The 26613-nt window shown below is 37.9% G+C and carries 27 protein-coding genes and 1 pseudogene; 20 read left to right on the top strand and 8 right to left on the bottom strand.

From position 1 onward, the window contains the following. Positions 1 to 159 precede the first annotated feature (159 nt). From ACFX4G_RS18590 to ACFX4G_RS18565, 6 genes and pseudogenes are all read left to right on the top strand, one after another. Positions 160 to 1164, top strand: a complete 1005-nt coding sequence (locus ACFX4G_RS18590) for an XdhC family protein (protein WP_377576109.1) — start codon at positions 160 to 162, stop codon at positions 1162 to 1164. Continuing rightward, complete coding sequence (locus ACFX4G_RS18585; protein ID WP_377576106.1) at positions 1161 to 1811, top strand: NTP transferase domain-containing protein; 651 nt, start codon at positions 1161 to 1163, stop codon at positions 1809 to 1811. Before ACFX4G_RS18590 ends, ACFX4G_RS18585 begins: the two co-directional genes overlap by 4 nt. An 18-nt stretch (positions 1812 to 1829) precedes the next feature. Continuing rightward, positions 1830 to 2699 (top strand): annotated as a pseudogene (locus tag ACFX4G_RS18580) (xanthine dehydrogenase family protein molybdopterin-binding subunit); the annotation flags it as partial. Positions 2700 to 3109: 410 nt separating this feature from the next. Further along, positions 3110 to 4744, top strand: a complete 1635-nt coding sequence (locus tag ACFX4G_RS18575) for an MrcB family domain-containing protein (RefSeq protein WP_377576103.1) — start codon at positions 3110 to 3112, stop codon at positions 4742 to 4744. After that, positions 4698 to 6410, top strand: coding sequence for a DUF2357 domain-containing protein (locus ACFX4G_RS18570; RefSeq protein WP_377576100.1), 1713 nt, complete (start codon positions 4698 to 4700; stop codon positions 6408 to 6410). The genes ACFX4G_RS18575 and ACFX4G_RS18570 overlap by 47 nt, the downstream gene beginning before the upstream one ends. Before the next feature lie 186 nt (positions 6411 to 6596). Then, entirely contained in the window at positions 6597 to 6995 is a 399-nt protein-coding gene (locus tag ACFX4G_RS18565) for a hypothetical protein (protein WP_013057259.1), read from the top strand. A 21-nt stretch (positions 6996 to 7016) separates the two neighbouring features. Here ACFX4G_RS18565 and ku read toward each other — a convergent pair whose 3' ends face one another. From ku to sspO, 4 genes are all read right to left on the bottom strand, one after another. Next, positions 7017 to 7850: a non-homologous end joining protein Ku gene (ku, locus tag ACFX4G_RS18560; RefSeq protein ID WP_028408343.1), complete on the bottom strand. Its 834-nt coding sequence runs from the start codon at positions 7848 to 7850 to the stop codon at positions 7017 to 7019. A gap of 150 nt (positions 7851 to 8000) precedes the next feature. Beyond that, the gene (locus tag ACFX4G_RS18555) at positions 8001 to 8441 is read right to left on the bottom strand and encodes an Hsp20/alpha crystallin family protein (RefSeq protein ID WP_043982838.1); all 441 of its coding nucleotides are present in this window, start codon (positions 8439 to 8441) and stop codon (positions 8001 to 8003) included. Between the two features lie 152 nt (positions 8442 to 8593). After that, positions 8594 to 8734, bottom strand: coding sequence for a small acid-soluble spore protein P (locus tag ACFX4G_RS18550; protein ID WP_013057256.1), 141 nt, complete (start codon positions 8732 to 8734; stop codon positions 8594 to 8596). 212 nt (positions 8735 to 8946) lie between these two features. After that, positions 8947 to 9096 carry a small acid-soluble spore protein O gene (sspO, locus tag ACFX4G_RS18545; RefSeq protein WP_013083371.1) on the bottom strand — a complete coding sequence of 50 codons (150 nt, stop codon included), beginning with the start codon at positions 9094 to 9096 and terminating at the stop codon, positions 8947 to 8949. A 221-nt stretch (positions 9097 to 9317) separates the two neighbouring features. On the opposite strand from sspO, the gene acnA reads away from it, so the two are divergent. The 4 genes from acnA to ACFX4G_RS18525 all read left to right on the top strand — a co-directional run bounded on the left by acnA (position 9318) and on the right by ACFX4G_RS18525 (position 13378). Next, positions 9318 to 12038, top strand: coding sequence for an aconitate hydratase AcnA (gene acnA / locus ACFX4G_RS18540; RefSeq protein ID WP_230184152.1), 2721 nt, complete (start codon positions 9318 to 9320; stop codon positions 12036 to 12038). Between the two features lie 195 nt (positions 12039 to 12233). Then, the gene (locus tag ACFX4G_RS18535) at positions 12234 to 12833 is read left to right on the top strand and encodes a TlpA disulfide reductase family protein (RefSeq protein WP_097823275.1); all 600 of its coding nucleotides are present in this window, start codon (positions 12234 to 12236) and stop codon (positions 12831 to 12833) included. 213 nt (positions 12834 to 13046) lie between these two features. Continuing rightward, entirely contained in the window at positions 13047 to 13190 is a 144-nt protein-coding gene (locus ACFX4G_RS18530; RefSeq protein ID WP_013057252.1) for an FbpB family small basic protein, read from the top strand. A gap of 44 nt (positions 13191 to 13234) precedes the next feature. After that, entirely contained in the window at positions 13235 to 13378 is a 144-nt protein-coding gene (locus tag ACFX4G_RS18525) for an acid-soluble spore protein N (RefSeq protein ID WP_043982832.1), read from the top strand. 31 nt (positions 13379 to 13409) lie between these two features. Here ACFX4G_RS18525 and ACFX4G_RS18520 read toward each other — a convergent pair whose 3' ends face one another. Continuing rightward, positions 13410 to 14021: a hypothetical protein gene (locus tag ACFX4G_RS18520; protein WP_097823276.1), complete on the bottom strand. Its 612-nt coding sequence runs from the start codon at positions 14019 to 14021 to the stop codon at positions 13410 to 13412. Positions 14022 to 14193: 172 nt separating this feature from the next. Between ACFX4G_RS18520 and tlp the strand changes: the two genes are divergently transcribed. The 3 genes from tlp (at position 14194) to ACFX4G_RS18505 (ending at position 16476) form a co-directional block, all read left to right on the top strand. Next, a complete protein-coding gene (tlp, locus tag ACFX4G_RS18515) occupies positions 14194 to 14436 on the top strand; it encodes a small acid-soluble spore protein Tlp (RefSeq protein ID WP_013083367.1) in 243 nt (80 codons plus the stop codon). Between the two features lie 111 nt (positions 14437 to 14547). Beyond that, a complete protein-coding gene (locus tag ACFX4G_RS18510) occupies positions 14548 to 15975 on the top strand; it encodes a phospholipase D family protein (RefSeq protein ID WP_377576095.1) in 1428 nt (475 codons plus the stop codon). A gap of 78 nt (positions 15976 to 16053) precedes the next feature. After that, positions 16054 to 16476, top strand: coding sequence for an acyl-CoA thioesterase (locus ACFX4G_RS18505; RefSeq protein ID WP_028408348.1), 423 nt, complete (start codon positions 16054 to 16056; stop codon positions 16474 to 16476). 41 nt (positions 16477 to 16517) lie between these two features. Here the strand turns inward: ACFX4G_RS18505 and ACFX4G_RS18500 are convergent, their stop codons facing one another. Both ACFX4G_RS18500 and plsY read right to left on the bottom strand, forming a co-directional pair. Further along, a complete protein-coding gene (locus tag ACFX4G_RS18500; RefSeq protein ID WP_013057245.1) occupies positions 16518 to 16808 on the bottom strand; it encodes a HesB/YadR/YfhF family protein in 291 nt (96 codons plus the stop codon). Between the two features lie 379 nt (positions 16809 to 17187). Then, complete coding sequence (gene plsY, locus ACFX4G_RS18495; RefSeq protein ID WP_043982828.1) at positions 17188 to 17781, bottom strand: glycerol-3-phosphate 1-O-acyltransferase PlsY; 594 nt, start codon at positions 17779 to 17781, stop codon at positions 17188 to 17190. Between the two features lie 205 nt (positions 17782 to 17986). Here plsY and ACFX4G_RS18490 point away from each other — a divergent pair, with 205 nt between their 5' ends. The 4 genes from ACFX4G_RS18490 (at position 17987) to ACFX4G_RS18475 (ending at position 24167) form a co-directional block, all read left to right on the top strand. Beyond that, the gene (locus ACFX4G_RS18490; protein ID WP_013057242.1) at positions 17987 to 18400 is read left to right on the top strand and encodes a CoA-binding protein; all 414 of its coding nucleotides are present in this window, start codon (positions 17987 to 17989) and stop codon (positions 18398 to 18400) included. A 333-nt stretch (positions 18401 to 18733) separates the two neighbouring features. Further along, positions 18734 to 20710 carry a DNA topoisomerase IV subunit B gene (parE, locus tag ACFX4G_RS18485; protein WP_043982827.1) on the top strand — a complete coding sequence of 659 codons (1977 nt, stop codon included), beginning with the start codon at positions 18734 to 18736 and terminating at the stop codon, positions 20708 to 20710. Continuing rightward, positions 20707 to 23133 (top strand): DNA topoisomerase IV subunit A, encoded by a 2427-nt coding sequence (parC, locus tag ACFX4G_RS18480; RefSeq protein WP_230184149.1) that lies wholly within the window; start codon positions 20707 to 20709, stop codon positions 23131 to 23133. The genes parE and parC overlap by 4 nt, the downstream gene beginning before the upstream one ends. Before the next feature lie 212 nt (positions 23134 to 23345). After that, the gene (locus ACFX4G_RS18475; protein ID WP_377576091.1) at positions 23346 to 24167 is read left to right on the top strand and encodes an alpha/beta fold hydrolase; all 822 of its coding nucleotides are present in this window, start codon (positions 23346 to 23348) and stop codon (positions 24165 to 24167) included. Here the strand turns inward: ACFX4G_RS18475 and ACFX4G_RS18470 are convergent. Further along, entirely contained in the window at positions 24153 to 24794 is a 642-nt protein-coding gene (locus ACFX4G_RS18470) for a LysE family transporter (protein ID WP_097823281.1), read from the bottom strand. The genes ACFX4G_RS18475 and ACFX4G_RS18470 overlap by 15 nt on opposite strands. A 152-nt stretch (positions 24795 to 24946) precedes the next feature. Here ACFX4G_RS18470 and ACFX4G_RS18465 point away from each other — a divergent pair, with 152 nt between their 5' ends. The 3 genes from ACFX4G_RS18465 to ACFX4G_RS18455 are packed head-to-tail and all read left to right on the top strand — an operon-like array spanning position 24947 to position 26606. After that, positions 24947 to 25714 (top strand): YqcI/YcgG family protein, encoded by a 768-nt coding sequence (locus tag ACFX4G_RS18465; protein WP_377576086.1) that lies wholly within the window; start codon positions 24947 to 24949, stop codon positions 25712 to 25714. After that, the gene (locus tag ACFX4G_RS18460) at positions 25689 to 25997 is read left to right on the top strand and encodes a cupin domain-containing protein (RefSeq protein WP_034651653.1); all 309 of its coding nucleotides are present in this window, start codon (positions 25689 to 25691) and stop codon (positions 25995 to 25997) included. Before ACFX4G_RS18465 ends, ACFX4G_RS18460 begins: the two co-directional genes overlap by 26 nt. Positions 25998 to 26018: 21 nt before the next feature. Then, a complete protein-coding gene (locus tag ACFX4G_RS18455; protein WP_274156765.1) occupies positions 26019 to 26606 on the top strand; it encodes a cysteine hydrolase family protein in 588 nt (195 codons plus the stop codon). Positions 26607 to 26613: the final 7 nt, after the last annotated feature.

The following is a 26613-nucleotide window of genomic DNA, read 5'->3' as shown; positions in this document are numbered from 1 at the left end:
CTTCTAAGTCTTTAAAAGCTTATTGTAGCTTCTTTGAAAATATGAATAATACATGGATTCATTCAGAGAGTAGAAGTGGTCTACTGTAGCGTATTGTAGTTCTGTGTAAAACGTGAAAAGATTTTAAAACCTCGACAGGAAAAGGAGGGAATAATAAAAATGCACGATATTTTACATGCTGTAAACACATCAACAGTAAAAAGTGTGTTGGCAACGATTGTTCATGTAGAAGGATCCTCATATTTAAAAGAAGGAGCGTCCATGCTGTTTCAAGAAAATGGAGAGAACATTGGGATGTTAAGCGCTGGTTGTGTAGAAGCAGATATTGCTGAGCGCGTAAAAGAGTTGTTCGACACTGAGCACGTATTAACCGTTACGTATAATTTAAAAGAAGAAAGCGACGCGGGGTGGGGACAAGGAGCAGGATGCAATGGAATTCTCTATATTCTCCTAGAACCTGTAACTGCGAGGATGAAGCAAAATCTTTTGCGGGTAAAACGTCATTTAGATAACCGAAATCCTGTTTTGCATATTAAAAAATTAGAAAAAAACTTTATTCAAACAACCTCTTTTTATGTAGAAAAGACGGGCGAAATATTTGGTGGAAATAGCGACACATCATCTTTTGCAACAGATGATTGGAATGGGGGAAAGAGCGGTATTCAACTTTCAAATTGCTCCCTGCTCACATATGCTCATCTATATAAACCAAAGCCTCGTCTAGTTATCTGGGGAGCAGGTGCCGATGCAAAATACTTAGTATCACTTGCTGCCAATACGGGGTTTTCTGTTACCTTATGCGACTGGAGACCGGCTTTATGTAATAAGGAACATTTTCCGCTAGCAGAGGAAATACATATTGGATTTCCAGAGGAAGTAGACGAACAGCTGTCCATACAAAGCGATGATTTTGTTGTGATCATGACGCATAATTTTTATCGCGATCAAGAAATTCTCTCGCTATTAAAATCAAACCCTGTGAAGTATATAGGAGTTTTAGGATCTAAAAAGCGAACACTTCGATTATTGAATACTGATATTTCTTCACGCATTCATTCGCCGGTAGGACTTTCTATAGGAGCGGTAGGACCGCAGGAAATTGCTGTTAGTATTCTTGCTGAACTAATTCAAAACCTCCGAATGTATGATGAAAAAAAGGGATGAAAATGTCCGGGTTAAATATTGTTGCTGTTTATCTTGCCGCAGGAGCTAGTAAAAGGATGGGCAGAAATAAACTGCTGCTGCCTTTAGGGAATGGATGTTTGGGAAGTAAAGCTTTACGAAAAGCTGTTTCTTCAAAAGTAAATCATACGATAGTAGTAACTAAGAAAGGAGATCATCTGGAGTGGATTGACCCTATTCTTTTTTCAGAAGCATATCAGCAGAAGTGGAGTCATACTTCTTGTAGTAGCGCCTTAAAAGATCAGTCTGCGTCTTTAAAATGCGGATTAAAAAAAGCAAAAGAATTAAACGCTGATGCTATTATTGTGCTGTTGGCAGATCAGCCTCTTATAAGCATCGTGCTGATAGATACATTTGTTTCTCTTTTTGAAAAACATTTTTCTGTTCCATTTATTTCATCTTTTTATCAAGGAATTTCCAGAGCACCGGTTTTATTTTCAAAACAAATGTTTTCAAGCTTGGATAAGCTGCAAGGAGATCAAGGGGCAAGAAAAATCATAAGACAAAGCGGACCTGAAAATGGAATATTTTACGAATGGACCGACGCTTCCCTTTTTATGGATGTTGATACAAACCAAGCGTATGAACACATTAAAAAGATATACAAAGAGAAACGTCGACTGTTTTGATTGATGGAGGTGAAAAGAGTGGAGATCATTGGAAAAAGCGTGATTCGAAAAGATGCATTGGAAAAAGTAACGGGTACGGCTCGATACACAAATGATTACATGTTTAAAGGCTCCCTGCATGCCAAAATAGTAGTCAGTCCTTACGCTCATGCAAGGATTCAAGCAATAGACGTCCAAGCGGCGATTGCTATTCCCGGTGTTCACGCGGTTGTGACGGGTGAGCATTTGCCGTTAACCGGGGAAGGAGTTCGTGACCGGCGACCGCTTGCATTTGAAAAAGTGCGGTATCACGGAGAAGCCGTAGTCCTGGTAGTAGCAGAAACTCCTGCACTCGCTGAGCGTGCGGCGAGCTCCGTTCATATTCAATATGAGCCGTTGCCTGTCGTACATTCTCCTAGCGCCGCTATTGAGCCTGATTCTCCTTTAGTGCATGAACATATGCACATCTACAAGCATGATGAAACGGTGTATCCAGAACCCGGCACCAACGTAGCAAACAGAGTTAAAATTCGAAAAGGCAATATAGAAGAAGGTTGGCAAAAAAGTGAGTTAATAGTCGAAGAAACATTTTCTCTATCTCCTTCAGATCACGCGGCAATGGAAACAAGAAGCGCCGCTGCTGAAATCCTTCCAAATGGATTAGTTAAAATTATCACTTCTTCTCAAGCTCCTTTTATGGTCAAAAAATTAATCAGTGAGTACTTTGAAATTGAAGCGGGAAAAGTGATCGTTGAAACACCGCTAGTAGGAGGAGGGTATGGAGGAAAAGCAGCTGTTCAGCTAGAGCTGCTTGCTTATCTAGCTTCAAAAGCTGTGGGTGGAAGGCTGGTTAAAATATTGAACACAAGAGAAGAAGATATGCTTACTTCGCCTGCTCACGTAGGTCTAATTAACGGATATACCTACAGTAAGACCTTCAGAGACGAGTATTTTTCTTATCGCCCTGCCGCTTATTATTTTTATCTTTTTCTTTACTCAGCCAAAAGCATCAGATGTTAAATAATCATGTAGCATAATGGGTGTTTTATCCTTGGGCACACAAGCTGCTTATTTTTCTGTTCATATCATTGCCCCTTCATTCATTAAGCCCCTAACGCTTTTCTTTTCTGTCATGTTTCATTAAAATGAACATAAACATGTATGTAGAGAAAAGAATAATGTAGTGTTTCCTAACGTTATAAAATAGCTTACTATACGAAGAAAGCGTCTATAATAAAAGAAATGAACCTTTTGCGTGGTCAGCTGACGATGCTTTTTATTTTTACAAACTGCAGTGAAGGCAGAAAGGAGAGAATTCGATGAGTTTGCGCGAGCGGCTGCTGTATGTAGCGGAACATTATAAACAAATGGGTGGAGACGTACTTGTAAAACATGAAATAGAAAATATGCTTACACGCAGGCTTCCGATTTCTCTTTATCGATTGGAGCATATAAATCGAGAAGAAATGCGTATATCGGGACACCACGCTGAAACATTTCCTTACGTGACCCTTGCGAATAAGAATATAGAGAGTGACGTGATGGTCGCGTATTTATTCAGTGAAGACGGTCAGCGTATTTACTTAGTCATGATGAGAGGAGACTCAGAAGAAGGAACAGATCTGAAAGACATTCGATTTTTTACTCCTGAACATGCCCGCGTATTGAAAGATAATCATATTGTCATTGGTACAAGCATGGAAGCGAAAAGCTTTGAGGATAGAGTAGCTCTTTACCTTCCTTACAATATAGCAGACTTACCTAGCAATGATCAGCTGCAAGAGGACTTGCATTTACTGCTAAGTATGCATGAACAGTATATAAAAACATACGGAATGAGCAAAGAGATGATTGGAGACAAAGACGCCATCGTCCATATTCATGAGTATATTAGGAAATCTGGATTTACATATGAACGACATGATATAGCCAACGCCTACTTTGCTTTAAAGACTAAACCGTTTATTGTTTTATCCGGAATGAGCGGGACAGGAAAAACAAAGCTTGCTCAGCTCTTAGCAGATAGTATCGGTGCCACGATTGAAAATGGAAGACAAGTGCTCATTCCGGTTCGACCCGATTGGCACGATAGTTCAGATTTATTAGGATATATTGATTTAAGAGGAGATTTTCGAAGAGGATCGTTTCTGTCCATTATGCAGCAAGCCATTCAGCATCCAGCTTACACATATGTTGCCATATTGGATGAAATGAACTTAGCTCGAGTTGAACATTATTTTAGCGATATTTTAAGCGTGATGGAAAGCAGGAGCTGGTCAAAAGGGAAAATCAAAACGGCTCCGTTATTCCCGGGACATAAGATGTTCCGAGATATTTATTTGCCATCTAATCTTCTCATTATCGGTACAATTAATATGGATGAAACAACTCATGGGTTTAGTCAAAAGCTGTTAGATCGTACCAACACCATTGAGTTAAATAAGATTCAACTAGATTCTTTTGATTTTTCAGATGATAAAGATCCGTCTCAGCACGGCATTCAAAATGTACAAATTCAAAGTCAATATGTTCACTTAAAAGATGCGTATGTTGAACATGCTGAGCTCATTCACGAAGTAACAAATGAACTGCTAACCATCAATGAGATGCTTATAGAAGTCGATTTACAAATAGGTTACCGCGTACGCGACGAAATATGCTTTTATTTAATTTACGCGGTGAAAAGCGGAATGTTTACATTTGATCAGGCGTTTGATTTTCAGGTTTTGCAAAAAGTTTTGCCTCGTATTTCAGGAAGCGATGGGTACACATTTGATTTATTAAAAAACCTTTATTATTACTGTACAAATACGCTGTTAGATGATGAATTTGAGACAGCTGTCGTAAATGCAGATGGAATGAGATTTCCTAAAAGCGCACGCAAAATAATGGAGATGATGAGACGTTTTGAAGTATACGGATACACGTCATTTTGGATTAATACCGTACGTTGAAATTGAAACTGACACGTGTACGGTGGTTATAAAAGGGAAAAATAAGAAAAAAATAAAATCTGCAGAAGAAGTGATGTTTTTTTCTTGTACAGGAAAAGGAATTACACATGTAAAAGTATTAAATCAAACAAAAGGCATGATGACTTCAAAACCGCCGCTTGAGCCTTTATTTTTTGAAAATGAAACCTATCAAATTACAGTTGTTTCTAAAAATCAAACAAGACTGTTTGTTAACCACGATTCAAAAGCAGTTGAACAAAGCTTTCAAAGCGTAGGATTTCCCTACATTTTGACGGGAAATATAAGCTTTCAAAATGAAGTAGGGTATTCTACGTTTCATGTTTACAGCGAAAGAGAAAAAGAGCTCTCCTTTACTCTTGAAATTTTCCCTTCAAAGATGAGCTACAAGACAGACTATGTACACATGGTCGATGAAGTGAACGGATACATTCATGATTTGGCATACGATATGCTTCGTAAAACATATATTCAAGCCAAATCTGTTTGGTCTAAGCAAGCAACATGGACGGAATTTTATCATGTTCTCTCTCACTATATGAAACCCTTTCTTCATTCTGTGCGTCAGATTGAAAATCAGCCGTTTCAATCGGTAAAAGTTGAACATGAGCTCATGAGAGGCGATCAAATAAAAAAACAAGATAGCCGTGCTATATCTTTTGTCCGAACCCACCCTACCTATCTTGCACCTTCAAGCAGGGGGATTAAAATTAATCGGAATATAAAAGTAGTACCCACAAAAGCTATTGGCACCAGGCATGTGTCTACCTATGATAATCTAGAAAACCAAAGTGTAAAATGGATGATGACGCAGCTGTATCATAAGCTAACTGCCCTAATTGACAAATTGATAGAAGATAGATATGTAAAAAAAGAAGCCGTATCGGCTCTAGAAACTAATCATGCCGAATTAAAAAGACTGTTAAATAATGCGTTTTGGCAACGGGTGAAGACCCTACAAGCTTCAACTCTTCCTCCTACACTGCGTACGGCACCCCGCTACCGGGAAGCAAGCAGATACTTTATGTTCTTAACGCGAGGGTTGGCTCTTAACGGAGAGTTTTACCACCTTTCATTAAAAGATATCGCAACTCTCTATGAATACTGGACGTATGTTAGTCTTTTAAAGAAGTTGCAAACTTACGGCAAACGGATAGAACAAAACATCATGACAACGACAGAACAAGGGTTGAACGTCAGGATGCAGCCGTCTTATCATCGTTTTCAAGTGGGGAAAGCAGAAGTCACGCTATGGTATCAGAAAGCATACCATCATACTCATACCGTTATTCAAAAGCCGGACTTACTGCTTGAAGTAAAGCAAGGGGAGAAAAAAAGTGTATATCTTTTTGACGCTAAGTATCGTATCAAACCAAATCACGATACGCCTTCACCTAGAGAAGAAGATATTAATACCATGCATCGTTACCGAGACGCTATTGTAGAGGAAAATGGAATAAAACCGGTACAAACAGCGATTGTGCTGTTTCCAGGGAAAGCAGAGGACTATAAGCAGCATCACTTTTATAAAAGTATTGAACGTGTTGGAGTTGGCGCGCTGCCTTTTTTGCCGGGAGAAGAAGGGTTAGTAGAAGAATTTATTGAAGCTATTTGTACGGTAGAACCACATTTTTTCAGCGCTGAGTAGGTGAATAGATAGAAAGTGAACAAGTCTTTTTTTATGCGTTGACATAGTGTTAAGTTTTTTATGTTTTGATGACATTTCGAGATTTTAGTTGTATTTTCCTGTTGAATTTTCTAGAATAGTAGAGAATAAAACCGTATCGAAAAGAAGTCGTATCATGTGCAGAGAACGTTTCAGGAGGACAACGAAGTGAAAAAGATTCTACTATTCACGTTAGTAGCGCTATTGGCAACTTTTTTTATTGACAGGGTATACAGCGAACGCAACCAAGCGCAACTTCAGCAAACTGTAATTAATGAAATTAAAAAAACAAATCAAAGTAAAGAAGAAGCTTCCATCCTTGATTTTAATGAATTATGTGATTTTAGATGGGATAAAGTATATGTTTTTGGACCGGAAACGACTCGCAGTGAGGTAAATGAAAAGCTGGGCTTCACGTGGTCTGAAGCAAAAGCAAAAGGTATTGGAAAAGATAAAAAAGATAACTTTATTGTCTTTGTAGAAAATAATCAAGTAACGCAATATTTAAAAATACCGGCGTCATATGGAACTATTGTTCCTAAGACTTCTGTTGCAAATGAAAGCTAACGAATTTCTTCGTTAGCTTTTTTATGCTTTCTTTTTTAAGGATGAAGTTTTTTTCTCTGCTGTTGATTTTGTCGGGTGTAAAGTAGAAGGATCTATGCTCACTTTTAACATTTCCATTAAATGTCGAATATCTCGTTCTTCGCTTCCGCTGCCTTTTGTAACTTCGCCTTGATTTATTTTTTGTTGAATGACGTTTTGTAAGGCGTCTCGGTAGTTGTTTTTGTAAATAGACGGATTAAAAGAAGTAGATAGCTTATCAATTAATTCCACCGTCACTTGTGTATCACTTTCATTAATGGAAGAAGTACTGGATAAGTTAGGCACATCTGTGACTGAACGAAGCTCTTCTTCAAAATGCATCGTGTGAAGAACAAGAGATCCGCCCACGGAACGAATAATTGCCATTTGCTGTTTGGAATATAAAAATACATCCGCAATACCGACTTTATTCGTTATTTCAAGTGCATTTAATAAAGTATAATAAGCTTTTAGGCTTGTTTCCCCAGGAGAAATATAGTAGGGCTTATCAAAAAACAGGGGATCAATGTCATCTAACGAAACAAAGTGTAACAATTCAACGGCTTTGTTTGCTGTAAAGGGCTCTTTGACACTGTCAATTTCCTGTTGTGAAAGTACAACAAACTGACCGGTCGCAGTTTCGTATCCTTTAACCAGTTCATCGGATTCTACTTCTCGTCCACACGTTTGGCAATGTTTTTCTTGATGAATAGGTGTATGGCAAACGGAGTGTAGCGTGCGCAGCTTTACATCTTTTTCTTCAATTGCTCCGTGCAGTTTAATAGGGATATCAATTAATCCAAAGCTGATTTTACCTTTCCAGGCAGTATGAAGCATAAACGTTCTCCTTTTACTCTTTTTTAGTAGTGTGCCGTAAAATAAATTAGATATCCCATTGTTTTGAAAAGAAGAATATTCTTAAAAAACTATGTGCTAAATAAACAATTAAATAGTTCCAATAAAGCTGCAGAGACAACATCTGCAGCTTTATTGGAAATCAATAGGGACTATTTGCTGATTAGATTCATTTGTCTCATGTTTAGAAATCGTAATTTCAAGGATTTCGTTACTAAATGTAGCGGTAATTTTTTTATTCATCAATGGAAATGGAAAGTCGATTGTACGTTCAACGCTTTCTTCCATTTGTTCTCTTGCAAGCGTTCCTTGCTTTTCATCATGAAATTCTCTAATGCAGTATTTTTTGGCTGTCAGCTGTAAGTGGTCAGCTTTTATCTGAACGATAATATCCTTAGGGTGATACCCTAATAATTCAGCTTCGACAATAAATGATTGTTCTGTTTCAAATAAATCTATACGAACGGAATCATAATCTAAATAACTCATAAAGGGATTTGAAAGCATGACTTCTAACAACTCTTGAAAGCCTTTTACAAACATTTGGTCTGCTGGCAGACGCTTGTTTTTCATTTCTGCGTTCCTCCATTATTTAAACTGTTTCACTTTACTATCATATGCGCGTTTATGTACTTAGTGAACTCCTGCGCAAAGAATAAGCTTGAAGTACTAGCTGTCTTTTCTACGCATAAAAAAGCAAGCTCTATAGAGAGCTTGCCGCTGTTTTACATATCATGTCCGCTATTGTGTTTTTGGCGAGAATGCTTACGGTTTTTTACTTTATGAGATCCGCTTAGCGGTTCTGGCTGTCCAGAATTGCTTTTTGGTGCATTTCTTCTGATGTCTTTGCTGCTGTTTTTGTTCATAGTTAAAGCCTCCCTTTCATTTATTAGGGTAGGATAGTGACAGGGAATTTATCCGATGAAAAATTCCCCTTTCTAAAAATAGGTTTAACAAAAACAGGAAATGGGAACAGAAAAAAAGCGTCACATATAATGACGCCTTCTCGTTAGATTTCATGGAGTTAAACGATTTTGCTTTTCTAACTAGTGATTAGTATATCCAATAAGAGATTGTTTTATTGATTTTTTTTGCGTTTTTTATTATTTTGTTTCTGTTGTTCCGTTAATGGTTCATTTGAAAACTCTTCATTATAACCCGCTCCTTTTCCTTGAGCGCTAGCCGCGTTAGCTCCAGGAATGACGTGGTTTGACTTACGTTTAGCCATGTTGAATCACCTCCGTTTCTAGCATGCGTAAAAATCAATGAAATATGAATTATTAGAAAAATAAAAGGAGAATGGAAAAAGGTTATAAGTGAAACTTATGTTAATTAATAACATTCTTTTTATTTACTTATGTATAATATTATATTAAGATAGATGGTGAAGGGAATAGAGGATGGGGTAAGTAAATCCTTTATACATAGAATTTTAAGGGGGTAAAAGCAATGACTAAAAAAGACGTTTTCAACGCTCGTTCGTCATTCGATCTTAATGGCAGCACATATAATTATTACCGCTTACAAGCTTTAGAGGAAGCAGGTTTAGGTAATGTATCTAAGCTGCCGTATTCAATTAAAGTATTATTAGAATCTGTTCTTCGTCAGGTAGATGGCCGTGTTATTACAAAAGAACACGTCGAAAACCTTGCAAAATGGGGAACAAAAGATATTAAAGATATCGATGTTCCTTTCAAACCATCTCGTGTTATTCTTCAAGATTTCACTGGAGTTCCAGCGGTTGTAGACTTAGCGTCACTTCGTAAAGCAATGGCTGATTTAGGAGGAGATCCTGACAAAATCAATCCAGAAATTCCAGTAGACCTCGTTGTCGACCACTCCGTACAAGTTGATAAAGCAGGTACAGCTGACTCATTACGAATTAATATGGACCTCGAGTTTCAACGTAATACAGAGCGCTATAATTTCTTAAGCTGGGCTCAAAAATCATTTAATAACTATCGTGCAGTGCCACCAGCTACAGGCATCGTGCACCAAGTAAATTTAGAATATTTAGCAAACGTTGTTCATGCTGTTGAAGAAGATGGTGAATTTGTAGCTTTCCCTGATTCTCTAGTAGGTACTGACTCTCATACAACGATGATTAATGGTATCGGTGTTTTAGGATGGGGTGTTGGCGGTATTGAAGCGGAAGCAGGTATGCTTGGTCAACCTTCTTATTTCCCAGTTCCTGAAGTAATCGGTGTTAAACTTGTTGGTGAATTACCAAACGGCACTACAGCTACAGACTTAGCGTTAAAAGTTACGCAAGTGCTTCGTCAAAAAGGAGTAGTCGGAAAATTCGTGGAATTCTTCGGTCCTGGCGTAGCAGAACTTCCATTAGCTGACCGTGCAACAATCGCTAATATGGCTCCTGAATACGGTGCAACATGTGGATTCTTCCCAGTTGACGCAGAAGCATTAGCATATATGCGTTTAACAGGAAGAGATGAAAAAGACATTCAGGTTGTCGAACAATATACAAAAGCAAATGGTTTATTCTTCACACCAGAAAATGAAGATCCAATTTTCACTGACGTTGTTGAGATTAACCTTGCTGAGATTGAAGCAAATCTTTCTGGTCCAAAGCGTCCGCAAGATTTAATTCCACTTTCTCAAATGCAAACAGAATTCAAGAAGGCTTTAACAGCTCCTGTTAGCAACCAAAGCTTCGGACTTGATGCTAAAGACGTGGATAAAGAAATTACGTTTAAGCTTGGAGACGGTTCAGAAACAACAATGAAAACAGGTGCCATTGCCATTGCGGCTATCACAAGCTGTACGAACACATCAAATCCTTACGTATTAGTAGCAGCTGGTTTAGTTGCGAAAAAAGCGGTAGAAAAAGGATTGGATGTTCCAGCTTACGTGAAAACTTCTTTAGCACCAGGTTCAAAAGTAGTAACGGCTTACCTGCAAAATTCAGGGCTGCTTCCATACTTAGATAAAATCGGCTTTAACATCGTAGGGTATGGCTGTACGACTTGTATCGGTAACTCTGGTCCATTAGAAGCTGAAATTGAAGAAGCGATTGCAGATAGCGACTTGCTTGTAACGTCTGTTCTTTCAGGAAACCGTAACTTTGAAGGACGTATTCATCCATTAGTAAAAGGTAACTACCTTGCTTCTCCGCCGCTTGTTGTAGCATATGCACTGGCTGGAACAGTAGATGTAGATTTACAAAAAGATCCAATCGGCATTGATACAGACGGCAATGAAGTATTCTTTAGCGACATCTGGCCTTCTCAAGATGAAATTAAAGAAGTTGTTAGCCGTACCGTAACGCCTGAATTATTCCGTAACGAGTATGAGCGCGTATTCGATGATAACGAACGCTGGAATGAAATTAAAACAAGCGAAGATGCGCTTTATACGTGGGAGAATGATTCAACGTACATTCAAAACCCACCTTTCTTTGAAGGCTTATCAGAAGAACCAGGTGAAGTAGAACCGTTAAATGATCTTCGCGTAGTAGCGAAATTTGGTGACTCAGTGACAACGGATCACATTTCACCAGCGGGTTCAATTGCAAAAACATCACCTGCAGGTCTTTACCTTCAAGAAAACGGTGTAGAGCCAAAAGACTTTAACTCATATGGTTCTCGTCGTGGTAACCATGAAGTGATGATGCGCGGTACGTTTGCAAACATCCGCATAAAAAACCAAGTAGCTCCTGGTACAGAAGGCGGCTGGACAACGTACTGGCCAACAAATGACGTAATGAGCATTTATGATGCTTGTATGAAATACAAAGAGCAAGATACAGGTCTTGTTGTACTTGCAGGCAAAGATTACGGCATGGGAAGTTCTCGTGACTGGGCAGCAAAAGGAACAAATCTTTTAGGTATTAAAACAGTAATCGCTGAAAGCTTCGAGCGTATTCACCGTTCAAACCTAGTATTAATGGGTGTTTTACCTCTTCAATTTAAAGATGGTGAAAGCGCGGATACATTAGGTTTAACTGGAAAAGAAACAATTGCAGTAGCAGTTGATGAAACAGTAAAACCACGTGATTTTATAAAAGTAACAGCAACTGATGAAGCTGGAAACAAAAAAGAATTTGAAGTACTGGTTCGTTTCGATAGTGAAGTTGAAATTGATTACTATCGCCACGGTGGTATCCTTCAAATGGTGCTTCGTGATAAATTACAATCTAAAACACATGCGTAAGTTATAAAGAAAAAGAGCGGTTCTCGTGAGCCGCTCTTTTTTTATGCAAACGCACCGTTTTCGACAAAAAGTGAGAGGGGAATATGCTATATTATAAAAGAAAATGCCCTATAAAAGGATTATTTTAGTAGATATTGCACATATCTATTAGTACATAGATTATCACTTTTTAGAAGAAATAAAGGAGCCGATCATATGGTTAAAAAAATAATTGCGGTCTTGCTTCTAGTAGGCTTTCTTAGCTACGCACTTTGGCAAGGGCTTTCTCCAAATGAAGCATCCGATAATTCTAACTTAAGCGAATACAAGGATTTAAATATCAAAAAAGGCGATAGTGCTCGTCAGGCTTCAGGTCAAGCTTATGGGTTGGAACCAAAAGATACAGCGCCTCCGTTTACACTGTCAGATACGAGCGGGAAATCTGTTCAATTATCGGACTTTAAAGGAAAAAAAGTCATTTTAAACTTTTGGGCAACATGGTGTCCGCCATGTCAAAAAGAAATGCCCGATATGCAAGCGTTTTACGAGAAATATGGAAACGATGTACAGCTGCTTGCGGTTAATTTAACTTCGTCAGAAGGCAGTAAACAGGCAGTATCTAAGTTTCTTAAAGAAAAACAGTTTACGTTTCGTGTATTATTGGACGACCAAGATAATGTAGGAAGTAAAAAATATCGAGTCTCCACCATTCCGACATCTTACTTTATAGATGAAGAAGGGAAAATTGTTCAACGAGTGAATGGTCCAATGACGCTTAAACAAATGGAAAACTTTGCTCAACAAGCAGCGAATTAACTTCGCTGCTTGTTTTATTAAACATGAAACTTATTTACTTTATCATCGTATATATAGATAAGTCATTAAACATGTCAAACTTTCTTACAACTTTTCAAAAAAGTATGTTTACTTATCTGACAAATTGGTTACAATATAGATAGTTATATGATATCAGTTTATTTAGATTTTTCAGATTTTTCATAAAAATTACATAAAGTAGGTGTTGTAATCATGAGAAAATTACGCAAACGTTCATTTGAAGAGTTAGTGCAAGAAAATAAAACGCAGCTGTTAAAAGATCAGTCAGAAATTGAACGCATTGAAATGGAAATTGAAAAGCGGTTAGAAGATCGTATGCTTGAAAGAGCTGAATAACTTTAAAGTAAGTTGGTTAGAGTAACGGTGAGGAGGGGATAAGCATGGGAAATCCTAAAAAACAAAGCAAACCTTTTGTTCCGAATCACATCGGCACTCAACCGAGAGAAGCTGGTGGAAATAACGGAAAACAAATGCAAGATAAATCCGGCAAGCATCCTCAAGTTATTCAAACCAAAGGTGAGTGAATAAAAAGTCGCTGAATTCAGCGACTTTTTATTATTTGAATTCTACCGTGAATAAATAAACGTAAGGATTGGTCGAAATAAGCTCTTTAACGACTTCTTCATCGTCGGTTGAAAGCGGAGCAACTCGTATGCCACTGCCATCGTCACCAAATAAAGCAGCAACTGGATATGTTTTATTCATTTTTACCGTTTGTTTTTTCTCTAATCCAGTAAAGGAATAGCCGTTCATTTTTTTTGGCTTTTCCGCTTCTATTCCTAGGTTTGTATCGTTGCTGCCTACATTAAACATAACTTTGTGAGTATTATCATCGATTTTATATGTAATAGCAAACATGTCAAATTCTTTTGAAACAGTCAACCCTCCTGAAAATAAAGGTTCTTTGGCTTTTCCCTTTTCGTAATAAGTAGCTTTTACATAAGCTTCTTTTGCATCACTAGGAGCTTTCACATCGTATGCAATGATATTGCTTTTGTAGTCCAGGTTTGTCACAGCTAACATTTTTTCTTCATGTTTTGAGTAATGATGAGGCTTCATAAAGGCACTTGCTGTCAATTTTGATGCCAATGAGGTTTGCGACATAAAAAATACGGCAAGCACTGCAATAAAGATGACGCTTAGTAATGTTATCATTCGTTTAGTCATAGAGATTCGCCCTTTGTATGTATATATTACCATATTATGTATGTTTTATATATACATTTTAACTTAATTATAATTATATTATGTAAACTAAAATCATTTTTTTCCACTTATAGAGATGAACAAATCCGGCATACTACAATTGTAACAAAGTTATTTTGAGGAGGAAGATACAATGGCATGGAATAAACCGAATCCAGACGATCGCAGTGATAACGTTGAAAAATTACAAACAATGGTGCAAAATACAATGAAAAACATTGAAGAAGCAGAAGAAGCTGCTGCATGCAGCAATGAAGAAGAGCGTCAGCGCATTCAGCAAAAAAATCACAATCGCGAAGTAAGTATCGAAGCAATGCGCAGCGAAATAAAAGATGAGTCAGAAGCTCGTCAAAATGGTTACGAAGGTACGATTTAATAAATAAAGCAACGACAATAAGCAGCTAAAAATAAACGGTTTTAGCTGCTTTCTTTCTATATTTTTTTAGTAAGTCAATACTAATACAAACTAGCGAAGAGGTTTATGTAGGTGAAAAAGCACGTGAAAAAGAAAGTAGTAAGGATTTTGATCAGTTTACTTGTCGTCTTGATTATTGTGGGCTCTTATCAAACACATAAGCCCTTGCCTAAAGGAGTTTCATACGAAAGTAAGCCCCACAAAGTAGAAGATGTATTTCTTTTATCAGACCTAACGTATCAAGACCAGCAGACATCTGTTTCTGAACAACATATTTTTCAAGCAGTTACGAATGCGATTGATGACGCAAAAGCTTTTATTATTATGGATATGTTTCTATTTAACGGCTACTATAACCAAGGCGAAACGTTTCCTCACCTTAGTGATACGCTTGCAAGTAAGCTGATTGAAAAGAAACGAAAACATCCTACTATCGAAATCGTCTTTATTACAGATGAAATCAATACAACCTACGGCTCACATGATTCAAAGTGGTTAGATTCACTGCGGCTAAACGGAATCAAAGTGGTGCAAACCAATTTATCTAAGCTCAGAGACTCCATTCCACTGTATTCTGCAGTGTGGAGAACTTTTATTCAGTGGTTTGGTGAAAAAGGAAACGGCTGGATAACAAATCCGTTTGGTACCAATGCGCCTAAAGCGACGGTCCGTGCTTATTTAAAGTTGTTAAATGTAAAAGCTAATCATAGAAAAGTAGTAGCAACAGATCAAAGCGTTATTATCTCCTCTGCCAATCCTCATGATGCAAGTTTTTATAATTCTAACATGGCCTTTGAAGTAAAAGGGAATATCATTGGAGATGTGGTGAAAAGTGAACAAGCGGTGTCAGATTTTTCTTACGGAGGAAAGTTACCTCGGTATAAGAAGAAAGAAAAAGAAAAGGGAGACCTCTATGTTCAGCTGTTAACAGAAGGCAAAATCTATAAGCACGTATTACATGATTTACGTCATGCTAAAAAAGGAGACGATGTATGGCTTGGCATGTTTTATCTTGGAGATCGAGACGTAATAAAGGCGCTTTTGAAAGCTTCCAAACAAGGCGCAAACGTACGATTAATTTTAGATCCTAATGAAAATGCGTTTGGAAGAAAAAAGTTCGGACTGCCTAACCGTCCAGTAGCAGCAGAACTTGTGAAAAAATCTAAAGGCGATATTAAAGTTCGCTGGTATCATACGGGAAAAGAGCAGTATCATCCTAAAACTTTATTTATTGGGAACAAAAGAAAGGCAACGATTATTGCAGGAGCAGCAAATTTCACAAAACGAAATTTAGATGACTTGAATTTAGAAACGGATATTAAAGTATCAGGACCTTCTAACAAAAAGGCTATGACCGAACTAAACGCTTATTTTGACCGTTTATGGACAAATAAAGACTACACATATACACTTCCTTATAAAAAGTATGAAAATAAGATGACGCGGCTGGAAACACTGATATATCGCATTCAAAATGTGCTTAGTCTTACAACATATTGAGTTACAACCAAACTAGTAGGAGTATATTCTCCTTATATGGTAAGATAAAACAGGAACAGTGCAAGAGGAGGTAGAATCATGCTAGTGTCGAAGAAAGAAATCGAAGTGCGCTATGCAGAAACCGATCAGATGGGCGTTGTGTATCATGCTAACTATTTAGTATGGATGGAAATAGGTCGAACGCAGTTTATTAGTGATTTAGGTTTTAGCTATGCACAAATGGAAAGAGACGGTGTGCTGTCGCCAGTTATTGATATACAGGCTTCATATAAAAAGCCGCTTCATTATGGCGAGACAGCTGTAGTACATACTTGGGTTGAGAACTATGACGGTCTACGCGTTGTGTACGGCTACGAAATTTTTAATTCAAATGAAGAACTTGCGTTAACAGGAACATCGTCACACGTATGTGTGAAAAAAGAAAACTTTAAGCCTATTTCGATTCGCCGTAATTATCCGGAATGGCATAAAGCCTATGAAGATGCCAAAAAGCAGGGTTAAGCGCAAGAATAAAAAGCATCGATAAATCGATGCTTTTTTTCTTACGCTTCGTAATGAAAGTCAGGTTCTTTTGTTTCTTCATTATAATTTACGGTCAAATCATGACCGTCAAAGTACCAAAGGTCTTCATCTTCTACGAAGAATGTTAAACCGTCAACTTTTGTTTCAACGCCAACGTTTTTAGGAGAATCTGTGTTTACACCTAAAGAAAAACCTTTTTGAACGTTGCTGCATCCGCCGTAGCGAACAAAAAAGCGAATTGTTTCGTTTCCTTCTAGCATCATTTCATCTTTGTACCACGTAGCTGCTGCTTCTGTTACTGTTAATTTCATTCATTATGCTCCTTCCAATACTGCGGATACATTTATTATAGTAGAAAGGTAGATAAATTACCAATATATACGAATCCAGCTAGGAAGGAATGTGATAAAATAAAATAAAACGATTTAATATAGAGGTGAAGGCTTCATTTCTATATTAAATCGTTTCATTCTTTCATTTGAAATCATATTGTTTTCCAATGGTTTCCCAGCAGTGAACGCAGTAGCGGCTTCCTTCTAGCTGTGAATCCATTTTCTTATTTCGTTTGCAAATGGGGCATTTTTTCTTCACATCATTCACCTCCTTATTTTAGTATCAGTATAACTAATAAATAAGAAATGTATTCGCTTACAAAGTGGTTATAAAAAAAGAAATAAGAGGAAGATCCTCTTATTTCTTTTTACCTGACAAAAATGTGACTTTCGGTTCTGTTTTGTTAAGAATTCGGGTAATGTTTGCGCGGTGTCTGTAAATGACAAAGGCTACAATTAAACCAATAATCATAATAAGCATGTAGTCTTGTTTAAATAGCGTGTAGATAAAGGTTAATACCCCGGTAACCATTGATGACAGTGATACATATTTCGTTATGTATAAGCAGATAAAAAAACATAATAGTACGAAAACAAATAAAAGAGGTTCATAACATAAAATCACTCCGGCGGACGTGGCAACAGCTTTCCCGCCTTTAAATTTCGCGAAAACAGGAAAAATATGACCAATGACAGCAAATAAACCAATGAAGAGAATGTTTTGATTCGTATTAAATAAAAGCGGTAAAGAAGCTGCTAGGGTTCCTTTTAGAATGTCTCCCAGCGTAACGATAATTCCGGCTTTTACACCCAATGTACGAAAGGAGTTGGTCCCGCCTAAATTGCCGCTTCCATGCTCTCGTATATCGATGCCGTATCCTAGTTTTCCAACAACTAGTCCAAAAGGAATAGAGCCCAAGATATAGGCAAGAATAGGTAATAAATAATTCATGTTTGAAAGCTCCTTTATTTCTATATCGTTTCTATTTTACCATGAGATACTTAAAAAAACATAGCTAGTTTTGGGTGAGAGACAATTATTTTAAAAAAAGAAGACGTTTACAAAAATAGAGAAAACGGGTACTATATGCAGGAAATCAACTGTAAATCGCGAATGTTGTTCAGTACATATTATATAGCTAAGAGAGGTAATAGACATGTCCATTAAAATTCCTTCCCGCCAAGAGCTTGGTAAAATATTAAAAAAAAGCAAGCGCATTGCTGTAGTAGGTTTATCAGATAACCCTCATCGAACGTCTTATATGGTTTCAGAAGCCATGCAGCAGCAAGGTTACGAGATTATTCCGGTGAACCCGACAATAAACTCAGCGCTTGGCGTAAAAGCTGTATCTTCATTAAAAGAAATTGAAGGACATATTGATATCGTTAATGTATTTCGCCGCTCTGAGCATTTGCTTGAAGTTGCAGAAGAGTTTTTAGAAGTAGACGCAGACGTATTTTGGGCACAATCTGGTTTAATTAATGAAGAAGCATATGACCTGCTCGCTAAAAAAGGGTATACTGTAGTTATGGATCGTTGTATAAAAGTTGAGCATGCTTTAACAAAGTAAGATCTATAAGCAGAACAACCAACCCATGCACACTGCTTGCATGGGTTTCACCATGCGTTGAAATAGTAAGAGCGTTTCCGCTACAATAGACGTTAGACAGCTAGCTTTATAATGCTTATAATCCATGAATACACAAGATATTGCTTTTATAATACGGAAATTTGTGCTAAAATCTTGTAAGTACGCAAAAATAGAAACATACGTTCTGTTGATGCGAACACTATAAAATTAAAAGATAGGATACATGATCATTTATTCTTAGACACGAAGCGCAAACGTTTGTGTTTCATACATAATGTAGTAATGTTCGTTGTGATGAAAGGGGTAGTATGAATGGCTCGGAAACAACAATTTAATTATAATGAAGACGCAATTCAAGTACTAGAAGGATTAGATGCCGTTCGTAAACGTCCTGGTATGTATATTGGAAGTACGGATACACGAGGTCTGCATCATTTAGTATATGAAATCGTCGACAACTCTGTCGATGAAGCTCTAGCAGGCTACGGAGAAGAAATTATTGTAACCATTCACAAAGATAATTCAATTTCTGTACAAGATAAAGGTCGAGGTATGCCAACGGGCATGCATAAACTAGGAAAACCAACGCCTGAAGTTATTTTAACCATCTTGCATGCAGGAGGTAAATTCGGACAGGGTGGATATAAAACAAGCGGAGGCTTACACGGAGTAGGTGCATCTGTTGTAAATGCGCTGTCTGAATGGTTGACCGTAACCATTCATAGAGATGGATTTATTTATGAACAGCGTTTTGAAAATGGAGGAAAGCCGGTTACGACGCTAGAAAAAATAGGGAAAACGAAAAAAACGGGAACAACGATTCATTTCAAACCGGATGCCACGATCTTTTCAACAACTGTGTATAATTATGATACGCTGTGTGAACGGCTCCGCGAATCGGCTTTCCTGTTAAAAGGATTCAAAATAGAGTTAATCGATAAAAGACATGATCGTCACGATATCTTTCATTATGAAACAGGTATTCAAGCCTTCGTTTCATATTTAAATGAAGAAAAAGATTCACTTCATCCAGTCGTCTTTTTTGAAGGGATTCATCATAATATTGAAGTTGAATTTGCCTTTCAATTTAATGATGGTTATTCTGAAACCATTTTATCATTTGTTAATAATGTTCGTACCAAAGATGGCGGAACGCATGAGTCCGGTGCAAAAAGCGCTATGACGCGTGCATTTAATGAATACGCCCGTAAAGTAAGCCTGCTAAAAGAAAAAGATAAAAACTTAGAAGGAACAGATATACGAGAAGGTTTGGGAGCCATCGTTTCCGTTAGAATACCTGAAGAGTTGCTTCAGTTTGAAGGACAAACAAAAGGAAAGTTAGGTACAAGTGAAGCTCGTTCGTCCGTAGATTCAGTTATTTCTGAAAAACTTGCCTATTTCTTAGAAGAAAACCCGGACGTAAGCTCTCTTCTTGTAAAAAAAGCAATCAAAGCTGCTCAAGCGCGTGAAGCAGCACGAAAGGCAAGAGAAGATGCAAGAAACGGGAAGAAACGAAAGCGTCAAGAAACCGTTCTAAGTGGAAAGTTAACGCCTGCGCAATCAAGAAATCCTCAGCGAAACGAACTGTACTTAGTCGAAGGGGATTCCGCCGGAGGTTCAGCAAAACAAGGAAGGGATCGCCGCTTTCAAGCTGTGCTGCCACTGCGAGGGAAGGTTATCAATACCGAAAAAGCCAAGCTTCAAGATATTTTTAAAAACGAAGAAATTAGTACGATCATCCACGCGATAGGCGGAGGAGTAGGAGCAGATTTCACCATCGATGATATTAACTACGATAAAATAGTCATCATGACCGATGCGGATACGGATGGCGCTCATATTCAAGTGCTTCTGCTAACGTTTTTCTACCGCTATATGAAACCGCTTGTGGAAGCAGGAAAAGTATTTATTGCTCTTCCACCGCTCTATAAAGTAAGTAAAGGGTCAGGTAAAAAAGAAGTGGTTGAATATTCATGGAGTGACGAAGAATTGCAAGGGGCTATCGATAAGGTAGGAAGAGGGTATATGATTCAACGCTATAAAGGTCTCGGTGAAATGAACGCAGATCAGCTGTGGGAAACAACAATGAACCCAGAGACGCGTACGCTGATTCGTGTTCGTATTGATGATGCTGCTCGCGCTGATCGTCGTGTGACCACTTTGATGGGCGATAAAGTAGAACCTCGCAGAAAATGGATTGAAAGCAACGTAGCGTTTGGATTAGAAGAAGATCCAAATATTTTAGATAATGAAAATGTATTAACGGTCGCAGAGGAGGACGTACAATGACACAAACAGAACGCTTTTTAGATTTACCTCTTGAGGATGTACTAGGCGACCGTTTTGGTCGATACAGTAAATATATTATTCAAGAGCGTGCACTGCCGGATGCAAGAGACGGGTTAAAACCCGTTCAGCGCCGTATTTTATATGCAATGCACGTAGATGGGAATACAGCAGAAAAAGGCTTTCGCAAGTCAGCCAAAACTGTAGGGAACGTAATTGGTAATTATCACCCTCATGGTGATTCATCTGTATATGATGCTATGGTTCGAATGAGTCAAGAATGGAAAGTTAGAAATGTATTAATCGAAATGCATGGAAACAACGGAAGTATTGATGGAGACCCCCCAGCAGCAATGCGTTATACAGAAGCTCGCCTTTCATCGATTGCTGCAGAACTTCTACGAGATATTGATAAACAAACGGTTGAGTTTGTGTCTAACTTCGATGATACAAGCAGCGAACCAACTGTGTTACCGGCTATGTTTCCTAATTTGCTAGTGAATGGATCCACGGGTATTTCAGCTGGTTACGCTACGGAACTTCCTCCTCATCATTTAGGTGAAGTAATTGACGCAACGATCATGCGAATTGATAAACCAACGTGTACAATTGAAGAGTTGATGACGGCTATTCAAGGTCCTGATTTTCCTACAGGAGGAATCATTCAAGGAGTAGACGGGATTAAGAAAGCCTACGAGACAGGTAAAGGGAAAATTATTATTCGCGGAAAAACGGAAGTGGAGTCTATTCGCGGCGGAAAACAGCAAATTGTCATTACGGAAATTCCGTTTGAAGTAAACAAAGCCAACCTTGTTAAGAAAATGGATGAGCTTCGTTTAGATAAAAAAGTGGAAGGCATTGCTGAAGTTCGCGATGAAACGGATCGTACCGGTCTGCGCATCGTAGTAGAATTAAAAAAAGATGCAAATGCTCAAGGAGTACTTCACTATCTTTATAAAAATACGGATCTGCAAGTACCTTATAATTTTAACATGGTTGCTATTGCTAAAAAGCGACCAAAGCTTATGAGTTTGGCTAACATTCTTGATGCTTATATTGATCATCAAAGAGAAGTGGTAACAAATCGTTCTAAATATGAACTGCAAAAAGCACGTGAACGTGAACATATTGTAGCGGGATTGATTAAGGCCCTGTCGATTTTAGATGAAGTTATTGCAACGATTAGAGCGTCTAAAGATAAGCGCGACGCTAAAAATAATTTAATTGCCAAATATGAATTTACAGAACCTCAAGCAGAGGCGATTGTATCGCTTCAATTATACCGTTTGACAAACACGGACATCACAGCTCTACAAGCGGAAGCCGAAGAGCTAGGTGCTAAAATTAACGAGTTAGAAGAAATCTTACATAGCGAGAAAAAACTTTTTAATGTAATCAAAAAAGAATTACGCCGTGTAAAGAAGCAATATAGTACAGAACGCCGCTCAAAAATTGAAGCGGAAATCGAAGAAATTAAGATTAATCTAGAAGTGATGGTTCCATCTGAAGAAGTGATAGTGACAGTCACAAAAGACGGATACGTAAAACGAACAAGCCTTCGTTCTTACGCCGCGTCTAACGGGCAAGACTTCGGTATGAAAGATACGGACCGAATTTTAGCGAAGTATGAAATTAATACAACCGAAACGCTACTCATCTTCACAAACAAAGGAAATTATTTATATATGCCAGTGCACGAACTTCCTGATATCAGGTGGAAAGACATGGGGCAGCATATCATGAACATTGTTCCAATTGATAAAGAAGAGCAAATTGTACGGGCGATACCGGTGAAAGAATTTAAAGAAAATCAGTATCTGCTTTTCTTTACGAAAAATGGTATGGTCAAAAAATCAGAATTACTTCAATATAAAGCACAGCGCTACTCCAAAGCTCTTGTCGCCGTTAATTTAAAAGGCGATGATGAAGTAATCGATGTATATCAAACGGATGGTAAAAAACAAGTGTTTATTGCCACTCGTTCTGGCTACGGACTGCGTTTCCGGGAAGAAGAAATCAATATTGTAGGAACTCGCGCTTCTGGTGTGAAAGGAATTAACTTAAAAGACGATGATTATGTTGTAAGCGGCGTTATCTTCGATGAAGATGAAGCTCTATCAACTGAATTATTTATCGCCACGCAGCGAGGAGCTGTGAAAAAGACAAAAATTACTGAGTTTGAAGAATCAGCACGAGCAAAACGAGGGCTAGTGATGGTCCGAGAACTAAAATCTAACCCGCATCAAATTGCAAAAGTAAAAGCAATTTCTAAAGAACATTACGTGATAGTGGAATCATCTAAAGGTCAAATCGAGCAGGTTGATCCGTCTACAATGCGAGCTAGCGACCGATACAGCAACGGTTCATTCGTATTGGACCAAAGTGAAGCTGGCAATTTAGTTGATGTGTGGCTGGAAGAAAAATAACAAAAAAAGTAGTAAAGTTTTTAACGCTTTACTACTTTTTTTGTCTAATATTTTTAAATTAAACTATGTTCTAAATAAACAATATAAAAGAATTTCCCTACTCCTTATCCCAGATAAACATTATACACCTCCTACACAAGCCTCTAAGAAACTTTTGAATGTTCCAATTGTCCTACACATATATATATAAGACCCACTAGGAGGTGTTATAGATGAACTACTTTATTCACGTAACTCCTAAGACTAAACTTTTTGTTCGAGATATTGGAAAAGGGGAACCCGTTCTTTTCCTTCACGGGTGGCCGGTTAACGCTAAAATGTACGAATACCAATTTACAACGTTGCCGGCCCGAGGTATTCGATGTATCGCTCCTGATCTTCGGGGATTCGGAAAATCAGATGCACCTTTCACCGGCTATTCTTATAATCAATTAGCGGATGATATTCGCATGTTAGTAGAAAGACTTGAGCTTAAAAATTATACGCTCGTAGGCTTTTCTATGGGGGGAGCCATTGCTATTCGATATATGAGCAGACATTTAGGATATGGCGTGAAGAAGTTAATTTTATTAGGGGCAGCGGCTCCAAGCTTTATTCAAAAAACTGATTTTCCATATGGACTTCCTTCTGAAGAAGTAAATACAATTATTCAAAATACGTATAGAGATCGTCCTAACATGCTTGAAGAGTTTGGGAAAAAGGTTTTTAATCAGCCTACCAGCTCAGCCTTTAGAGGATGGTTTCAAGATTTAGGTTTAGAGGCATCCGGTCATGGAACGATTAAAACTGCGGTGTCTTTACGAGACGAAGACTTACGGGAAGATTTGAGTCAAATTTTTACTGAGACATATATATTACACGGAAAAAAAGATCAAATTTGTCCATTTGATCTTGCAAAAGTTATGAATCGTCATATTTCATTTTCTACACTTCTTCCATTTGAAAATAGTGGACACGGTCTTTTTTATGATGAACGTGAGAAAGTAAATGACACTCTTATTGAACTCATCGCTAAAAGCTCAGCCTATAAGTAAGGATATACATTTAAAACCGAATTGGCAGCCAAATAAAAAAAGTAAAAAACCTGCACCTAACGTAATAAAGCGAAGAAGCTTAGGCGTGATAAATTTTCTTGTAAAATGAATGCTGCTGGCAATATTTAAATTCCAAAGAAGGATGCCAAAGATAATAAAGAAACTGTGAAAAAAGACAGATAGCCACGTTTGACTTTGGAGGCTTTCGCTTAAGCTTGACCCAAATACACCAAACCAAAACACAATATTTAAAGGATTCATAAGAGCAATGAAGAAACCTGTAAAAAACGACTTATCTCTTTTAATAGAGGGTTTATTTACATCTATTGAAAAGGAACGAGAAACAGCTTGTTTCATACTTTGAAAGCCAACAAATGTGAGCATGACAAAACCAGTTGCATACAGGGTAACAGTAACAGCCTGCATCTGCACAAAAGGCGTTAACCCTATTAAAATGAGGAGCATAAATAAAATGTCGGCCGTCATGCCCCCTAAACCAACTAGCCAAGAAGCCCAAAAACCTTTCGTCAGCCCTTTTTTAATCATCTCTATATTAATTGGACCTACCGGTGCTGCGAGACTAATACCTAGAATTATTTGTTTTATAGCAATCAAAAACCACTCCACAAACACAGCCTCCTTTCTAACTTGTCCAATAGTAGCTTATATATATATAGATTAGAGTTTTATAATTTAGAAGTGGCATTTAGTTAAAAATGCTCATAAACTTTCTTTTCTTTAATACACATGTAACGTTAAGTTCCATAAGGAGGGTTTTAATGGCATCAAAAATGCTTTTTCGAGCCAATGAGATTTTAGAGTCAACGCATGTCCCGTTTTGGGGAAAAGATGCTTTTCAATATTTCCAAAGCGATATATTATCAGAAGAAAATCCATTTCCTTGTATATTAGGGGTAGAAGGCTTTAAAAAAGATTTACTGCGGTTTTCATTTGTGACTACTCCTTATAACTACCAAGATATTAGGAATGCAGCGTCGGCACTTAGAGAATACATAGATACTTTTAAAACCATAGGTCGCTATACATCCTTTGTGTTATTCTTTAAGCCTGAACATAAAGAACGTTCAATGGAAGAGTACGAAACGATGTTTTGGGATACGCTGACGTTTCTTCATCAAATTGATCAAAAGACATGGCCGCAAGACATTCCAAAAGATCCAAAAGATCCATTATGGGAATTTTGCTTTCACGGAGAACCTATTTTTGTCGTCTGTAATACGCCTGCTCATTCTTTACGTAAAAGCCGTAAGAGCAGAGGATTTATGATTACATTTCAGCCTCGATGGGTGTTTGAAGGTATGACAGGAGATTCAAAAATAGGGCGGCACGTACAAAAGGTGGTCCGCGATCGGTTAAAAACATATGATGACGTATCAGCTCACCCTGAGTTAGGGTGGTATGGACAGCAGGAAAACCGAGAGTGGAAGCAATATTTTTTACACGATGATAACAACTATACTACCGGACAGTGTCCGTTTAAATTAAAAAGGAGTGAGCAGCATGGACGTAAAAAAAGCCTCTATTAAAAAAGGAGTTGGCGGAAAGTTTGAAGAAGTAATTAAAGAACTGCTTCCGGCGTATACTGGATACGTTGAAGTACAGCACGATATTGCTTTTCAAACGCACCCATCTCATACCCATCCAACTGATGAAATTCTTCATATACTTGAAGGATCTATTTACTTTACAGTTGAACATGATACGGTTCTATGTCAGGCAGGAGATCGAATACATTTACCGAAACAAACGGTTCATTCCTCAAAAGCCGGTCCTGATGGGTGCACATACGTTATTTCCATTTTAAAATAAAGACGAAAGAAGATGATGCTTATGGTACGTTCCCGGCCAGTGCTGCTGCTTATCGATGTACAAGAAGGGTTTTATTCACCACAGTGGGGGGAAAGAAATAATCTAGATGCAGAAAAACATATGCTGACGCTACTGCAAGCATGGAGGCGCCAAAATTATCCTGTCATTCACGTACAGCATGCATCAGAAAATCCAGATTCTCCTTTACACCCAAGTTCGAAGGGGTTTCAGTTCAAAGAAGGGTTTGGTCCACAAGAAGACGAATACTTCATTCGCAAACACGTGAACAGCTGCTTCATTGGAACAGAGCTAGACAGTTATTTAAAAGCAAATGGCTATGATACGCTTATCTTAATAGGACTAACTACTAATCACTGCGTTTCTACGACTGCCCGCATGGCTGGAAATCTAGGGTACAGAACGTACGTTGTAAACGATGCAACAGCTTGCTTTGATTGTATGTCATACGATGGAAAAACAAGGCTTCCTGCAGAAGATGTACATACATTCGCACTGTCTTCTTTGCATGAGGAGTTTGCAACGGTCGTTTCTACAAAAGAGACACTTCAAGTTCTTCAAACCTTTCAATATGCTCAAAATCATAACTGATGTGCAT

The organism is Priestia sp. YIM B13486 (genome assembly GCF_042787865.1).
In the GTDB taxonomy this organism is placed as follows: Bacteria; Bacillota; Bacilli; order Bacillales; family Bacillaceae_H; genus Priestia; species Priestia megaterium.
The sequence above is the reverse complement of the archived record's forward strand: the minus strand, read 5'-3'. Positions and strand labels throughout refer to the sequence as shown.

Excerpts from the sequence above, each read along its gene's own strand:
- ACFX4G_RS18505 (WP_028408348.1), top strand. The coding sequence starts at position 16,054 with ATGCTAGTGTCGAAGAAAGAAATCGAAGTGCGCTATGCAGAAACCGAT.
- ACFX4G_RS18500 (WP_013057245.1), bottom strand. The coding sequence starts at position 16,808 with ATGAAATTAACAGTAACAGAAGCAGCAGCTACGTGGTACAAAGATGAA.
- ACFX4G_RS18555 (WP_043982838.1), bottom strand. The coding sequence starts at position 8,441 with ATGAAAAACAAGCGTCTGCCAGCAGACCAAATGTTTGTAAAAGGCTTT.
- sspO (WP_013083371.1), bottom strand. The coding sequence starts at position 9,096 with ATGGCTAAACGTAAGTCAAACCACGTCATTCCTGGAGCTAACGCGGCT.
- ACFX4G_RS18455 (WP_274156765.1), top strand. The coding sequence starts at position 26,019 with ATGGTACGTTCCCGGCCAGTGCTGCTGCTTATCGATGTACAAGAAGGG.
- parE (WP_043982827.1), top strand. The coding sequence starts at position 18,734 with ATGGCTCGGAAACAACAATTTAATTATAATGAAGACGCAATTCAAGTA.
- ACFX4G_RS18535 (WP_097823275.1), top strand. The coding sequence starts at position 12,234 with ATGGTTAAAAAAATAATTGCGGTCTTGCTTCTAGTAGGCTTTCTTAGC.
- ACFX4G_RS18475 (WP_377576091.1), top strand. The coding sequence starts at position 23,346 with ATGAACTACTTTATTCACGTAACTCCTAAGACTAAACTTTTTGTTCGA.
- ACFX4G_RS18460 (WP_034651653.1), top strand. The coding sequence starts at position 25,689 with ATGGACGTAAAAAAAGCCTCTATTAAAAAAGGAGTTGGCGGAAAGTTT.
- ACFX4G_RS18525 (WP_043982832.1), top strand. The coding sequence starts at position 13,235 with ATGGGAAATCCTAAAAAACAAAGCAAACCTTTTGTTCCGAATCACATC.
- parC (WP_230184149.1), top strand. The coding sequence starts at position 20,707 with ATGACACAAACAGAACGCTTTTTAGATTTACCTCTTGAGGATGTACTA.
- ACFX4G_RS18550 (WP_013057256.1), bottom strand. The coding sequence starts at position 8,734 with ATGAACAAAAACAGCAGCAAAGACATCAGAAGAAATGCACCAAAAAGC.
- ACFX4G_RS18585 (WP_377576106.1), top strand. The coding sequence starts at position 1,161 with ATGAAAATGTCCGGGTTAAATATTGTTGCTGTTTATCTTGCCGCAGGA.
- ACFX4G_RS18520 (WP_097823276.1), bottom strand. The coding sequence starts at position 14,021 with ATGACTAAACGAATGATAACATTACTAAGCGTCATCTTTATTGCAGTG.
- ACFX4G_RS18465 (WP_377576086.1), top strand. The coding sequence starts at position 24,947 with ATGGCATCAAAAATGCTTTTTCGAGCCAATGAGATTTTAGAGTCAACG.
- tlp (WP_013083367.1), top strand. The coding sequence starts at position 14,194 with ATGGCATGGAATAAACCGAATCCAGACGATCGCAGTGATAACGTTGAA.
- acnA (WP_230184152.1), top strand. The coding sequence starts at position 9,318 with ATGACTAAAAAAGACGTTTTCAACGCTCGTTCGTCATTCGATCTTAAT.
- ACFX4G_RS18530 (WP_013057252.1), top strand. The coding sequence starts at position 13,047 with ATGAGAAAATTACGCAAACGTTCATTTGAAGAGTTAGTGCAAGAAAAT.
- ACFX4G_RS18575 (WP_377576103.1), top strand. The coding sequence starts at position 3,110 with ATGAGTTTGCGCGAGCGGCTGCTGTATGTAGCGGAACATTATAAACAA.
- ACFX4G_RS18490 (WP_013057242.1), top strand. The coding sequence starts at position 17,987 with ATGTCCATTAAAATTCCTTCCCGCCAAGAGCTTGGTAAAATATTAAAA.
- plsY (WP_043982828.1), bottom strand. The coding sequence starts at position 17,781 with ATGAATTATTTATTACCTATTCTTGCCTATATCTTGGGCTCTATTCCT.
- ACFX4G_RS18590 (WP_377576109.1), top strand. The coding sequence starts at position 160 with ATGCACGATATTTTACATGCTGTAAACACATCAACAGTAAAAAGTGTG.
- ku (WP_028408343.1), bottom strand. The coding sequence starts at position 7,850 with ATGCTTCATACTGCCTGGAAAGGTAAAATCAGCTTTGGATTAATTGAT.